General features: G+C 67.4%; 14 protein-coding genes. 5 read left to right on the top strand and 9 right to left on the bottom strand.

The window, feature by feature from the left end:
- Positions 1-59 precede the first annotated feature (59 nt).
- From MHZ91_RS05370 to MHZ91_RS05350, 5 genes are all read right to left on the bottom strand, one after another.
- Positions 60-1,004: a phosphate acetyltransferase gene (locus MHZ91_RS05370; RefSeq protein ID WP_218343129.1), complete on the bottom strand. Its 945-nt coding sequence runs from the start codon at positions 1,002-1,004 to the stop codon at positions 60-62.
- A gap of 5 nt (positions 1,005-1,009) precedes the next feature.
- A complete protein-coding gene (locus MHZ91_RS05365) occupies positions 1,010-3,637 on the bottom strand; it encodes a DUF3141 domain-containing protein (RefSeq protein ID WP_218343130.1) in 2,628 nt (875 codons plus the stop codon).
- 153 nt (positions 3,638-3,790) lie between these two features.
- Entirely contained in the window at positions 3,791-4,198 is a 408-nt protein-coding gene (locus MHZ91_RS05360) for a VOC family protein (RefSeq protein ID WP_218343131.1), read from the bottom strand.
- Between the two features lie 25 nt (positions 4,199-4,223).
- A complete protein-coding gene (gene yfcF / locus MHZ91_RS05355; RefSeq protein WP_239212817.1) occupies positions 4,224-4,856 on the bottom strand; it encodes a glutathione transferase in 633 nt (210 codons plus the stop codon).
- A 147-nt stretch (positions 4,857-5,003) separates the two neighbouring features.
- Positions 5,004-5,333, bottom strand: a complete 330-nt coding sequence (locus tag MHZ91_RS05350; RefSeq protein WP_175124563.1) for a DHCW motif cupin fold protein — start codon at positions 5,331-5,333, stop codon at positions 5,004-5,006.
- 204 nt (positions 5,334-5,537) lie between these two features.
- On the opposite strand from MHZ91_RS05350, the gene MHZ91_RS05345 reads away from it, so the two are divergent.
- The 5 genes from MHZ91_RS05345 to MHZ91_RS05325 all read left to right on the top strand — a co-directional run bounded on the left by MHZ91_RS05345 (position 5,538) and on the right by MHZ91_RS05325 (position 8,677).
- A complete protein-coding gene (locus MHZ91_RS05345) occupies positions 5,538-6,479 on the top strand; it encodes a DnaJ C-terminal domain-containing protein (protein WP_239213002.1) in 942 nt (313 codons plus the stop codon).
- A gap of 2 nt (positions 6,480-6,481) precedes the next feature.
- Complete coding sequence (locus MHZ91_RS05340; protein ID WP_175124564.1) at positions 6,482-6,796, top strand: chaperone modulator CbpM; 315 nt, start codon at positions 6,482-6,484, stop codon at positions 6,794-6,796.
- 245 nt (positions 6,797-7,041) lie between these two features.
- On the top strand, positions 7,042-7,677 hold the full coding sequence (locus MHZ91_RS05335) for an AzlC family ABC transporter permease (protein WP_239213000.1): 636 nt from the start codon (positions 7,042-7,044) through the stop codon (positions 7,675-7,677).
- Positions 7,674-8,021 carry an AzlD domain-containing protein gene (locus MHZ91_RS05330; protein WP_239212816.1) on the top strand — a complete coding sequence of 116 codons (348 nt, stop codon included), beginning with the start codon at positions 7,674-7,676 and terminating at the stop codon, positions 8,019-8,021. Before MHZ91_RS05335 ends, MHZ91_RS05330 begins: the two co-directional genes overlap by 4 nt.
- 44 nt (positions 8,022-8,065) lie before the next feature.
- Positions 8,066-8,677, top strand: a complete 612-nt coding sequence (locus MHZ91_RS05325; RefSeq protein WP_175138198.1) for a glutathione S-transferase family protein — start codon at positions 8,066-8,068, stop codon at positions 8,675-8,677.
- A 9-nt stretch (positions 8,678-8,686) separates the two neighbouring features.
- Here the strand turns inward: MHZ91_RS05325 and MHZ91_RS05320 are convergent, their stop codons facing one another.
- The 4 genes from MHZ91_RS05320 to MHZ91_RS05310 all read right to left on the bottom strand — a co-directional run bounded on the left by MHZ91_RS05320 (position 8,687) and on the right by MHZ91_RS05310 (position 12,257).
- Entirely contained in the window at positions 8,687-9,343 is a 657-nt protein-coding gene (locus MHZ91_RS05320) for a DsbA family protein (protein ID WP_239212815.1), read from the bottom strand.
- A gap of 108 nt (positions 9,344-9,451) precedes the next feature.
- Positions 9,452-10,927 carry an inorganic phosphate transporter gene (locus MHZ91_RS05315; RefSeq protein WP_175125856.1) on the bottom strand — a complete coding sequence of 492 codons (1,476 nt, stop codon included), beginning with the start codon at positions 10,925-10,927 and terminating at the stop codon, positions 9,452-9,454.
- A gap of 83 nt (positions 10,928-11,010) precedes the next feature.
- A complete protein-coding gene (locus MHZ91_RS28240) occupies positions 11,011-11,136 on the bottom strand; it encodes a hypothetical protein (protein ID WP_255595213.1) in 126 nt (41 codons plus the stop codon).
- On the bottom strand, positions 11,133-12,257 hold the full coding sequence (locus MHZ91_RS05310; RefSeq protein ID WP_239212814.1) for a D-alanyl-lipoteichoic acid biosynthesis protein DltD: 1,125 nt from the start codon (positions 12,255-12,257) through the stop codon (positions 11,133-11,135). The genes MHZ91_RS28240 and MHZ91_RS05310 overlap by 4 nt, the downstream gene beginning before the upstream one ends.
- Positions 12,258-12,438 lie beyond the last annotated feature (181 nt).

The raw sequence follows: 12,438 nt of genomic DNA, 5'->3' as shown, positions 1-12,438 counted from the left end.
CTTCCACGTTGAGACAAGTCGCTCGGCGGCCCGCGGGGGCAGGCCGGGGCTGGGGATGTTCAGGCCAGCGGTCTGGCCTGCTGCTGGGCAAGGTGATTGGCGTAGATCGCCGCCACCGCGCACGACGCCAGGCGCGAACGCGGGCTGTCTGCGCGGCTGGTCAGGATGATCGGCACGCGTGCGCCCAGCACGATGCCGGCCGCCTCGGCGTTGGCGAGGAAGGTCAGATTCTTGGCCAGCATGTTGCCGGCTTCCAGATCGGGCACCACCAGCACCTGTGCCACGCCGGCCACCGGCGAGCGGATGCCCTTGATGCGCGCGGCGTCGGGGCTGATCGCGTTGTCCAGCGCCAGCGGGCCGTCCAGCACGCCGCCCGCGATCTGGCCGCGGTCGGCCATCTTGCACAGGGCGGCCGCCTCGATGGTGCTGGGGATGCTGGGGGTGACCTGTTCGACCGCCGACAGGATCGCCACGCGCGGTTCGCCCAGCCCCAATCCCAGATGCAGGTCGATCACGTTGCGGATGATGTCGGCCTTGGTTTCCAGATCCGGAAAGATGTTGATGGCCGCGTCGGTGATGAACAGCGGCTCGGCGTAGGTCGGCACTTCCATGATGAACACATGGCTGATGCGCCTGCCGCTGCGCAGGCCCGTCGTGCGCGCTACGACCTCGTGCATCAGCTCGTCGGTGTGCAGGCTGCCTTTCATCAGCAGGGAGGCCTCGCCGCTGCGCACCAGCGCCACGGCGGACTCCGCAGCGGCGTGGCTGTGCGGCGCATCGACGATGCGGGCGTCGCCCAGGTTCAGCTTGAACTGCGCGGCCGTGTCGCGGATCTTGCCTTCGGGACCGACCAGGATGGGCCGCAGCAGGCCCAGATCGCGCGCTTCCAGCGCGGCCGACAGCGACGGTTCATCGCAGGGATGGGCGATCGCGCAGGGCGCCGCCTCCAGCGTTTGCGCGCGCGCGATGAGTTTGTCGTAGTGCGTGGACGTCGGGAGGCTCATGGGTCTCAGGCCTTGGCGGGTTGACGGGCGGCGGTCGCGCGCTTGGCGGGCGCCTTGGCCGGGGTCGCGTCCGCGCCAGACTTGGATGCGGACTTGGCTGCGGACTTCGGTGCGGACTTGGACGCTGTCTTGGCGGCGCCATTGGCCGCAGTCTTGGCTGCAGTCTTGGATGCTTTAGCTGCCGGCTTTGCCGGGGACTTCGATGCCGTTTTGGACGCGCCGTTGGACGTACCGTTGGACGCACCCTTCGATGCAACCTTCTTCGATGCGGACGGCGCGGCCTTCCTGGCCGGCTCCGCCTCATTCACGGCCTTACCCGCCGCATCAGGGTGCGGCCGGGCGGTCTTGGCGGGCACCTCGGCTGCCAGGTCGACCAGGTCCTGGACCGGATAGGGGGACTTCGTGGCGGCGGCGCCGCGCGACGCGGCAGGCGCCTGACCCTGTCCGCGCCGCTGCGCGCGGCGTTCGGCCGCTTCGAAGATGCGCTCCATTTCGTTCAGGCTTTCGCGCGCGGCGTCGCTCAGCGGCTCGGCGGCTTCCAGGACGCCCTTCATCGCGATCAGGCTGGCGCGGATTTCCGCGGCCGATGAGTCCTCCAGAAGACGGGGCATCGCTTGAATGGCGGCGTCCGAATCCAGCGTCATCATCAAGGCCTGTTCCCGGATCACGTCCTTGAACGCCTCCAGCGTCAGCGCGTTGTCGGCTTCGGCGCGCATCTTGCGGATGAGTGCGAAGCTGCGCTCGTCCAGGCCGCCTTCGGCGCCGGACACATACAACAGCATCCGGATCGCGGCCACGCGCAGACCGCCTTCCTGCAGCATCGAGCGCAGTTCCGCGGCGCGGTCTTCCATGAAGCGGCGATGCTCCGGCGAGACGCCCGGGTGCCGGCGCGGCGGGCCGGACTTGGCGCCCAGGCCGGCCAGATCCTGCACGACCGGCGATCCATACACGCTCATGAAGGTGCGCTCGTCGGCGGAATCGCGCAGTTCCTGCCAGATGTTCAGGCTGGTCTCGATCCAGTTCGAGAACATTTCCTGCGCCACCACGAACGGATTGGTGGGCGCGGCCTGCTGCCGGTTCTCGCGCACCTGTTCGGCCACCTTGGCGATGGGCGCGATGACCGGGTTGCGGTCGGAAATCAGTTCGTAGGGCAGGCGCAGCGGGTGCATGCGCTGCATCCACTCGGCCGATTGCGGCGTCACCATGGCGCGCAGCCAGGGCTGCACGAAGCTGCGGTACATGCCCAGGTTGATGTCCGAGATGCGGGCCACCGCGGCAAAGCGCTGGTCGTCTTCTTCCTTGCGGTCGACGATGGCGCGCACGTCGTCCAGCTTGCGCTGTTCGAAGGACAGCACGTAGTTGCCGAAAGCCAGATCGGCGTTGGGCGTGTCGGGCGTCTTGTCGGCGATTTCGGCCTGGTAGATGCCCGGCGGCAGCACATCGATCATGTCGATGTTGGAGGTGAATTCCTGGTGTTCCTTGCGCGCCACGCTGCCGGACACGAAGATGCCCAGGTGGCCGATGCTTTCGTGAATGGCGTAGACGATAGTCTGGCCGTGGGCCAGGACTTCGGCTTCGTTCTGGTAGAGCTCGGGAATCCAGCCCAGCGCCTGAGGCGGCGGGGTGATGTTGTCGCCCTTGGAGCAGAACACCACGATGGGCGAGCGGATGTTGCGCAGGTCGATGCGGATGCCGTCGGAGGTCACCAGGCCGGCGGTCGCCAGGCGGTTGCCGACGAACAGGTTGTCGACGATGTACTGGATTTCGGGGCCATTCAGGAAGACGTGGCCGCCCCACCATTTTTCAAAGCTGAGGTAACGGTCGGCTTCGGTGTCGACCTTGGAATACAGGTTGTACTGCTTGGACCACAGGGTGTTGGCCGGATTGAGGTTTTCGAAGTTCTGCACCAGCCAGGCGCCGTCGAACTTGCCGTTGCCAAGGTCGCTGGTCATGGCCGTGAGCCAGCTTCCGCCCAGCAGGCCGCCCGCGTAGCGCATGGGATTCATGCCGCGCCAGCCCGCCCAGTACGAGAGCGGTGCGCCCGCGACGATGATCGGCCCGAACAGTTCAGGACGCACCGCCGCGGTCATCATGATCTGCCAGCCCGCCTGGCAATTGGCCACGACGACGGGCTTGCCCTCGGCATCCGGGTGCAGCGCAATGATTTCTTCCAGGAACCGCGCCTCGGCCATCATCACGTCTTCGACGGTCTGGGTGGGCATGGGCTGCGGCAGGAACGTCGCGAAGTAGCAGGGATGCCCCGCGCGCACGGCCACGCCGATTTCGCTTTCCGGCTTGAAGCCGCCAATGCCCGGCCCGTGACCCGCGCGCGGATCGACCACCAGAAAGGGGCGCTTGATCGGGTCCGTTTCCACGCCGGCCGGCGGCTTGATCCGCAAGAGGCCGTAATTGACGGGACGGGGCAGCTCCCGGCCATCCAGCACCAGCTCGAATTCCATGCTCAGCACGTTCGGCGCGCGCTTGGCCATGTGTTCGTGATACTGGTTGCCGCGCTGGCGCATCACGTCTGCGTAAAGCACGCCGCGCTGCCAGGCGTCCACGGCGTATTCGTAGGCGGCCGTCCAGGGGTTGAGGGACGGGGCGAGCGTGTGATCGGTGCCGGATGCGGCCATGGCGATCTCCTGTAATGAGCTGCCGGCGACAGATGGCCGCCGAGCCGGTCCCCAGTGGAACCGGCGAAATTGACCTCCCCATTACACCGCAACGGATGGTGCGGTGCAACATCAGAACGATTTGCGGGGCGTCAAAAGGCCGATCAGCCCAGCTCAATCGGACTGATGGCAGACCGCTTCGACGCGGTTGCCGTCCGGGTCCAGCAGAAAGGCAGCGTAATACAAGGGATGGTAATGCGCGCGCACGCCGGGTGCGCCGTCGTCTCGGCCGCCGTGCGCCAGGCCGGCGGCATGGAAAGCGTCGACGGCCGCCCGGGTGGGCGCCTTGAAGCACCAGTGGCGCCGGGCGGCGGATGCGGGATCGGGAGAAGCGTCGGGGGTGGCGAACACCGACAGATAGGTATGGCCGCTGTCGCCGGGACCGCAGCGCTCGCCGTATCCCAGCGCGTCGGGACGGTCGTAGACCTTGTCCGCGCCCAGCGCCCGCATGATGGCGTCGTAGAACGGCCGGGCGGCGTCCAGGCGGGCGACGGTGATGGAGACGTGATCCAGCAGCTGCATCGCGGCGCCTTGGATGAGGGTCAGGTCACCGCGCGGCGGCGTTGTGTTCCAGCCATTTCTGGACCGCGGGCCGTTGCCATTGGGCGTCGGCGTAGGCGCGCAGCGTGTCGGGCAGGTCGTCGTTCGACAGGCGCTTGAGCATGACCGCGAGATCGGTGTCGGCGATGCACCATTTGTCGAACAGGGTCGTCTGGCCGACGCCGACCAGATAGCTGGCCACCCGGATCAGCTTGGCGGCGGCTGCATGGGCGTCGTCGGACAGCGGCGGGCCGGCTTCGCCGTAGAACACGGTTTCCGTGGGACGTTCCTGGCGCAGGGCGCCCAGGTCGCTGCGCAGCCAGGCCTGCAACTGGCGCGCGCGGGCGCGTTCCTGCAGGGCGGACGGAAACAGGGCGGTGTGTTCGGGCGGGGGAAAGGCTTCTTCCAGGTATTCGGCGATGACGCTGGATTCGGTCAGGTTGAAGTCCGCGTGGGTCAGCGCCGGCACCCGCGAGGTGAGCGCGCGGCACTGGAACGGCTGCATGCGCTGTTCGCCGGCACTCAGGTCGATGGGACGCACTTCGAAAGGCAGTTGCTTTTCGGTCAGCGCCACATAGACCGACATGGCGTACGGGCTGAGAAACAGGGAATCGACGTATAGCGTAATCGGGGCGCCCAAAGCTTGTCTCCGGTCAGGCGAAGTAACGTATGGTCAGGCCGCGCGGGGCGGCTGGTTTGCAAAGCGTAACGCAAGTGCAATGCGGACGTGTCGCGCGGGCGCGTCAGTCCGCAAAGGTCAGCCTGCAAAGGGGGCAGTCCGCAAAGGTCAGTCCACGATAAACAGCTTGGCGCCGGTCTGCGTGGACGAGCGGTGCGGTTCTGCCTGATCGGCCACCTGATAGCTCATGCCGGGGGTCAGCACGAACTGGCGGCCGTCTTCCAGTTCGGTGTGCAGTTCGCCTTCCAGACAGAACAGGATGTGGCCCTTGGTGCACCAGTGGTCAGCCAGGTAACCGGCCGTGTATTCCACCATGCGCACGCGCAGGTCGCCGAATTGGCGGGTACGCCAGTACGCCGTGCCGGTTTCGCCGGCGTGTTCGGTGCGTTCCACTTCGGACCAGTCGGTGGTGCCGAAGGGGATGTTGCTCATCTTCATCGTGGATCCTGCAAGGTGGGTCCGCCCCCAGAATGCCGGGCGAAAAAACACATACTACGCCAATCGGGCTACCGGCTTTCCGCGGCCGGCCCATGGCGCGCGGCCGCACATTGAAAAATCGGTCCATAACCCCTATCTTCTGGCTATTCAAGGCCGGATCCGGCTGTGCCGGACGCGGCCTCAACCCTCTACGTGAGCTGGAACATGGAGTTCAAGGACTACTACAGCATTCTCGGGGTGGAGCAGGGCGCATCCGACGACGATATCCGCAAGGCATACCGCAAGCTCGCCCGCAAATATCACCCAGACGTCAGCAAGGAAAGCGACGCCGAAACCCGCATGCGCGACGTCAACGAAGCCTACGACGTGCTGCGTGACGCCGAAAAGCGCCAGGCCTACGACAATCTGGCCGCGGGCGTCTCGCCCGAGGGCGGCTTCCAACCGCCGCCCGGATGGGACGAAGGCTTCGAATTCCACCGCGGCGCCGCGGCCGGCGACGAAGCCCAATTCAGCGAGTTCTTTTCGTCACTCTTTGGTGGCCGGGGCGCCAGGCACGGCGGACGCCAGCAGGAATTCCGCACGCGCGGCGAAGATCATCACGCCGCCATCGAAGTCGAGCTGGAAGACGCCATCAAGGGCGCGACGCGCGACATCAGCCTGCGGTCCATGCAGATGGACGACCAGGGCCGGCCGCACATGCAGAGCCGCACGCTCAGCGTCAAGATCCCGGCCGGCGTGCGCGAAGGCCAGTACATCCGGCTGGCCGGACAGGGCATGCCCGGCTATGGCGGCGGCGAAAGCGGCGATCTGTATCTGGAAGTGCGCTTCAAGCCGCATCCGCGCTACCGCGCCGAAGGGCGAGATCTCTACATGACCTTGCCGGTTGCCCCGTGGGAAGCCGCGCTGGGCGCCAGCGTCAAGGCGCCCACGCCCGGCGGCACGGTGGAAGTGTCCGTGCCGCCCGGGTCCAGCAACGGCCGCAAGCTGCGGCTGCGCGGGCGCGGCATCCCCGGCGATCCGCCGGGTGATCTGTACCTGGTCCTGAATCTGGTGCTGCCGCCGGCGGACAGCGAAGCCGCCAAGGCCGCTTACCGCAAGCTGCAGCAGGATCTGCCCTTCAACCCGCGCCGCAATCTCGGGGTCTGAGCATGAAGAAGATAGTGATCACCAGCGCCACCGTCGTCGGCAAGTCGCAGCCGCTCAACGCAGACGACCTGGCGCGCGCCTGCGGCGCGGAAGTGGAATGGGTGGCCCGGCTGGTCGAAGTCGGCATCGTCAATGCCAGCGGCAGCGGCCCGGCGGAATGGCGTTTCTACAGCGTGGACCTGCAACGCGCCTTGCACGCGCGTCGGCTCGAGCATGACTTTGGCGCCGGCCTGGACGCCGTCGCGCTCATCCTGGACCTGAGCCAGGAGGTGCGCCGTCTGAAGTCGCAGTTGCGGGCGCTGGGCGCGACGCCTTGACGGCGCGAGGCATCTGATCGGGCCGCGTTCCGCAGGGCTGAGCCGGCGGCGATTCGCGCTGAACCGCGCCAAGCCGGCTCGACCCAATCCAAGCCGCCCCAATCCAAGCCGCCCACACCGCTGAGTAAAATGGGCGCCCGCCGCAACAAGTCAAAGCGATGAGCGCCTTGGAGACTCCCCCCGCCGCCGCGCGCGCCCCGTCCGGCGGCGCGCATATCGATGGCCTGAAATCCTGCCTGCCGGTCATGATCGGCTACTTTCCGGTCGCCGTGACGTTCGGCATCGCCGGTATCGCGGCTGGCCTGACGCCGTTGCAGGTCATCCTGATTTCCGTGCTGGTGTACGCGGGCGCCAGCCAGTTCCTGCTGCTGGCCTCCATCAAGGCCGGCACGCCGTGGCTGTGGGTGGTGGCGCTGTGCTCGCTGCTCAATGCGCGGCACCTGCTCTATGGCCCGCTGCTGTCGCGCTTTTTGCCCGCGGCGCTGCGCGATCGCCTGAAGGTTGCTTTTCTTTTGACCGATGAAGTCTTCGCCACCGCCTTCAACCGGTTGCAGGGCGTGGAACCCGCCCGGCGCCAGGGCTGGATGGTCGCGCTGGGCTTGGGCGCCTGGCTGACGTGGATCGCCGGCACCGCCGTGGGCGTGTACGCCGGCGACGGCCTCGAGCGGCACTATCCGATGCTGTCGCAAGTCATGCGCTTTGCGCTGCCCGCGCTGTTCATGGCGCTGGTGTGCCAGAGCGCCCGGCGCGGCATGGGACTGCCCATCCTGGCCGCCGTCATCGGCGCCGGCCTGGTGGCTGCGCTGGGATACACCAGCCTCGCCATCCTGGCAGGCGCCGTCATTGGCTGCGCCGCCTATCGATTCAGGAGGCCCGCATGAACGCCAGCGGACTGGATTTCTGGGGCGCCGTCATCGCGATGGCGGTCATCACGTATCTCACGCGCGCGCTGCCCTTCATGCTGTCCGAGCGCAGCCGGCTGCTGCGGCACCTGTCCCGCGAGGGCTCGGCGCTGTCGGCGCTGGGGCCGTCGCTGCTGGCGGGCATCGCCGCCGCCGTCATCGTGCCGGATCTGCTGGGCGCGGCCGACGAGGCCGCTCACATGGCGCCGTACGTGGGCGGGCTTGTCGTCACGGGCGTGGCGGCGCGCCTGGTCAGCAACACGGGCGTGGCCGTGCTGCTCGGCATGGGCGGATACGGGATATTGCTGGCCTTGGCGGCGTAGCGGCCCGCAGGGCAAAATGGTCCGATCCCCCAAGGAGACCGACCATGCTTACGCTCTACCACGCACCGCGTTCGCGGTCGTTCCGGATACTGTGGCTGCTCGAGGAACTGGGCGTGCCCTACGACACCGAGATGGTGTCGATCCGCGGCCACGACAGCACGGGGCACATGCCTGCCGATTACATCGACATCCATCCGCACCGCAAGGTGCCGGCGCTGGTGCATGACGGCGTGCCCGTGTTTGAAACGCCCGCCATCGCGGTGTACCTGACCGACCTGTTTCCGCAGGCGGGGCTGGGACCGGTCGTCGGCGACCCGCAGCGCGGTCCCTATCTGACGTGGCTGGCGTATTCGACGGGCGTGTTCGAGCCTGCGATGGTCGAGCGGGCGTTCAAGACGCCGCATCAGGCCGCGCTGGGATGGGGGTCGGCCGACGAGGTCGAAGAGGTGCTGACGCGGGTGCTGCAGGCGCGGCCGTTTTTCCTGGGCGACAGGTTCTCCGCTGTGGACATCGTGCTGGGCGGCTCGCTGCAGTACATGATGCGGATGAAGATCGTGCCCGAAACGCCCGTGTTCAATGCGTACGCCGAACGCCTGGGTGAGCGTCCGGCGATGCACCGCGCTTTGCAGCGCGACGGGGATATCGAAGAGTCCTGATCCGGGGCGTCAGGCGCCGCCCTGGATGCGCGCCGTCAGGTGGTCGCGCCATTGCTCGGGACGGCCGAGGTACCGGCTGGGTTCCAGCAGCGTGAAAGCGCCGTTGCGCTCCAGCGCCAGCGTCGGAAAGCCCGTGCCCCCGACTTGCGCCAGCAGCCGGCGGCTGGCGGCAATGTGGGCGGCAGTCTCGGCGCCCTGTGCCTGTTCGTAGGCCGCGTCGAAGGCCTCGGCGTCCAGGCCGATCTCCACAGCCAGCGCCCGCAGCACGGCGGGATCGGCGATGCGCCGGCCTTCCACGTAATGCGCACGCTGGAGCCGATGCAGCAGGTCCAGGCCGCGGCCCGCCAGCGTTTGCGCGGCCAGGATGGCGGTGGTGGGCGGTTCGGAATCGAACACGGCGCCGCTGTCGCGCAGCAGGCCGTCGAAGTACTCGGCGCCGAACGGCTGGCCGGTGAGGCCCGCAATGCGCTCGTCGTGCGGCATGACGTAGCGGCGCAGGGCGTCGGTGACCGGCTGGCGGTTGCTGCCGGTCATCATGCCGCCGCCATGCGGCTCGATGTTCAGGCCCGGCACGGCGCGGGCGGCCTCCACCAGCGGCGCGGCGCCGTAGCACCAGCCGCAAAGCGGATCGAAGATGTAATGCAGGGTAGGGGATGCGGGTATCATGGCGCCATCGTAGACGGCGCCGGGCGCGGGCGCATAGGCCGGCGCGCTACCCAGAGTGTTGCAGCGGCCGTGCAGATTGCCTGCACGGCCGAATCGGTCAGGCTGCGATCAGCCCGCTATCTGTACGCCGATCCAGAACAGGCCGGCGGCCAGCAGCATCGAGGCGGGCAGCGTCAGCACCCAGGCCAGCAGGATGTTGCGCACCGTGTTGCCCTGCAGCCCCGTCTTGTTGGCGATCATGGTGCCCGCCACGCCCGAGGACAGCACGTGGGTGGTGGACACCGGCAGGCTGAAGACGTTGGCAAGACCGATGGCGCCCACGGCGGTCAGCTGCGCCGACATGCCCTGCGCGTAGGTCATGCCCTGCTTGCCGATTTTTTCGCCGACGGTCAGGACCACGCGGCGCCAGCCGACCATGGTGCCGGCGCCCAGCGCCAGCGCCACGGCCACGATCACCCAGAAGGGCGCGTATTCGGTGGTGGCGGTCAGGTCCGCGCGCAAGCGTTGCAGGTCGGCGGCCTCGCGGGCGGGCAGGCCTTCCAGGCGCGCCACCTTCTTGGCGGTGTCGTCCAGGCACAGCAGGTAGCGGCGCACGTCGATGCGCTTTTGCGCGGACAGGTCGGCGTAGTTGGAAACCCCGTGCAGGTCCTTTTGCAGCGCCATGATGGTCGGTACGGTCAGGGCGGGGTCGCAACGGAAATTGGCGGGCAGGTCTTCCTGGATGTCGACGCGGCGCAGCGCCAGGAAATCGCCCAGCAGCGCTTCGTTGCGCTGGTAGAACACCATCAGGTGGTTGGCGGCGTCGCGGGTGCGTTCGATCTGGTAGGTGGTGCTGTGGGTGTCCAGCACGAAGTTGGCCGGCACGATGCCGATCAGCACGAGCATGATGAGGCCGATGCCCTTCTGGCCGTCGTTCGAGCCGTGCACGAAGCTCACGCCCATGGCCGATAGCACCAGCACCAGGCGGTTCCAGAACGGCGGGTGCTTTTTGTTGTCGATGGCGCGGCGCTGTTCGGGGGTCTTGTGCATCTTGGACAGCGGCAGCCAGCGCTTGAGCGCCAGCAGCAGCAGGCCTGCCACCGCGAACCCGGCGATGGGCGAGGCCACCAGCGACAGGCCGATGTCGATGGCCTTGCCCCAGTTCACGCCTTCGCCCAGCGGCAGGTCGGTGATCAGCGCATTGGCCAGGCCCACGCCCAGGATCGAGCCGATGAGCGTGTGCGAGCTGGACGCCGGAATGCCGAAGTACCAGGTGCCCAGGTTCCAGGCGATGGCCGCCGCCAGCATGGCGAAGACCATTGCCAAGCCGCGGCCGGTGTCCACGTTGATCAGCAGTTCGACGGGCAGCAGATGGACGATGGCATAGGCGACGCCCACGCCGCCCAGCAAGACGCCCAGGAAGTTGAAGATGCCGGACAGGACGACCGCCAGATGCGGCGGCATGGCCTTGGTGTAGATGACCGTTGCCACGGCGTTCGCCGTGTCGTGAAAGCCGTTGATGAATTCGAAGGCCAGGACGAATGTCAGGGCCAGCACAAGACTGAGGCCAACCCAAAGGTCTAGGCCGTGGAAGAGGTCGAACATGGGGGAGGGGGCGAGGTTCCGGCGAGAATGCCCCGATTATTGCAGATTTATGACCTGTCCCTGAATGAAGCGGCCCCCAAATCTTAGAACTTCGAATACTGGAATTCGATCTCCATGGGCTTGCCCAGATTGGCGGACGTATCCGCCTGGATGACCATCACGGCCAGGATTCCCAGGTACAGCATGCAGAGCCACAGCGTTCTTTTCATGGGCGGAATACCTCGGCGATCTTCTGGTTGACGCGCAGCCAGCCCAGCTCGCCCAGATGCTGCACGTCGCGCAGCGTGCCGACCTCGAAGGGCGCGTCGTACATGTCCATGCAGGTCATCGCATAACGCTGGCACAGGCCGGCGACCTGCCGCTGTATCGGGTCGAACCGGGCCAGGTCGTTGAAGACCATCGGGTGCAGCGGCTGCATGACGAACAGCGCATTGACGTGATGCTGGTGCAACAGCCCCATCAGGGCGTCGAGTTCGCGCAATTCGACGCGGCCGGTCAGGGGCTGGGGCTGGTAGGCGGTCTTGCCGCCCTCCGGGATGCTGCGCAGATACTTGTTGAAGAAGTCGTCACGCACGGCGTAGCGGTTGTCCGTCATGAGCGCCTGCTCGGCGGCCTGCGCCTGACCGGCCAGGGCGTCCCAGTCCACCACGCGCGCCGCCGCCGCGGGGCCTTCGCGTTCCCGTTCGGGAATGGGGGCGGCGTAAGCTGGCGCCCACAGGCTGGCCAGCCGTTGACGGAACACGTATGCCTGCTCGGCCGCCATCGACCAGTACACGCCCGCGTCGCCCTTGGCGTCCAGCCACCGCAAGACTTCAGACCTGCCGTCGGGTTGGCGCAGCAGCCGGGGCAGCAGCGGGTTGGCGTGCTCCTTGAACTCGTCGGGCCCCAATCCGCCCTCTCCGTCGAACCAGCCCGGAGACAGCATCACGACCACGCGCGAGGCCGGCGACAGATCATCGGCCAGCGCCGCCAGCACGAACTGCATGCCCAGCGACTGGAACCCGGAATGGCCGTACGCCAGGACGGGCATCTGCAGCTCGTCGGCCAGGAAGCGGTAGGGCACGAAGCGCAGGTCGTTGCTGGTGAGCTCCGACGACCCCAGGATCACCAGGCGGTCGCCCGTGCGCAGCGCCTGGCTGAGCCGCGACAGATTGCGTGTCTGTTCGTCCAGCGTATTGCCCAGGTTTGGGATGTAGATGCCGGGTGCGGCCGCCGGCACCGGTTCGGTCTTCAGGGCCAGCGTGTGCAGGGCCGCCCAGCCGGCCACGGCCGCGGCGGACAGGGCCAGCGCCGCGGCAAGCGCGTGCTGCCGAAGGGTGCGTTTAAACATGGGAAACCCGAAAATGCGTCGCGCCGGGACAAAGGGGCGGTATTGTTAGCGGATGTTATCCAGCGGCCATGACGCAAACAAGCGCGGGAAACCCTGGGCGGCGCGCCGATTCCCTTTTTTGCGACACTTGGCCCCGGCCGCCCCGGCCGCCCCGGCCCACTTTAGCCACCCCAGCCACCCC

Source organism: Achromobacter sp. ACRQX (assembly GCF_022346505.1).
Classification (GTDB): domain Bacteria; phylum Pseudomonadota; class Gammaproteobacteria; order Burkholderiales; family Burkholderiaceae_B; genus Achromobacter; species Achromobacter animicus.
This window is presented reverse-complemented; position numbering and strand designations above follow the sequence as displayed.

Excerpts from the sequence above, each read along its gene's own strand:
- MHZ91_RS05370 (WP_218343129.1), bottom strand. The coding sequence starts at position 1,004 with ATGAGCCTCCCGACGTCCACGCACTACGACAAACTCATCGCGCGCGCG.
- MHZ91_RS05365 (WP_218343130.1), bottom strand. The coding sequence starts at position 3,637 with ATGGCCGCATCCGGCACCGATCACACGCTCGCCCCGTCCCTCAACCCC.
- MHZ91_RS05360 (WP_218343131.1), bottom strand. The coding sequence starts at position 4,198 with ATGCAGCTGCTGGATCACGTCTCCATCACCGTCGCCCGCCTGGACGCC.
- MHZ91_RS05350 (WP_175124563.1), bottom strand. The coding sequence starts at position 5,333 with ATGAAGATGAGCAACATCCCCTTCGGCACCACCGACTGGTCCGAAGTG.
- MHZ91_RS05345 (WP_239213002.1), top strand. The coding sequence starts at position 5,538 with ATGGAGTTCAAGGACTACTACAGCATTCTCGGGGTGGAGCAGGGCGCA.
- MHZ91_RS05340 (WP_175124564.1), top strand. The coding sequence starts at position 6,482 with ATGAAGAAGATAGTGATCACCAGCGCCACCGTCGTCGGCAAGTCGCAG.
- MHZ91_RS05335 (WP_239213000.1), top strand. The coding sequence starts at position 7,042 with ATGATCGGCTACTTTCCGGTCGCCGTGACGTTCGGCATCGCCGGTATC.
- MHZ91_RS05330 (WP_239212816.1), top strand. The coding sequence starts at position 7,674 with ATGAACGCCAGCGGACTGGATTTCTGGGGCGCCGTCATCGCGATGGCG.
- MHZ91_RS05325 (WP_175138198.1), top strand. The coding sequence starts at position 8,066 with ATGCTTACGCTCTACCACGCACCGCGTTCGCGGTCGTTCCGGATACTG.
- MHZ91_RS05320 (WP_239212815.1), bottom strand. The coding sequence starts at position 9,343 with ATGATACCCGCATCCCCTACCCTGCATTACATCTTCGATCCGCTTTGC.
- MHZ91_RS05315 (WP_175125856.1), bottom strand. The coding sequence starts at position 10,927 with ATGTTCGACCTCTTCCACGGCCTAGACCTTTGGGTTGGCCTCAGTCTT.
- MHZ91_RS28240 (WP_255595213.1), bottom strand. The coding sequence starts at position 11,136 with ATGAAAAGAACGCTGTGGCTCTGCATGCTGTACCTGGGAATCCTGGCC.
- MHZ91_RS05310 (WP_239212814.1), bottom strand. The coding sequence starts at position 12,257 with ATGTTTAAACGCACCCTTCGGCAGCACGCGCTTGCCGCGGCGCTGGCC.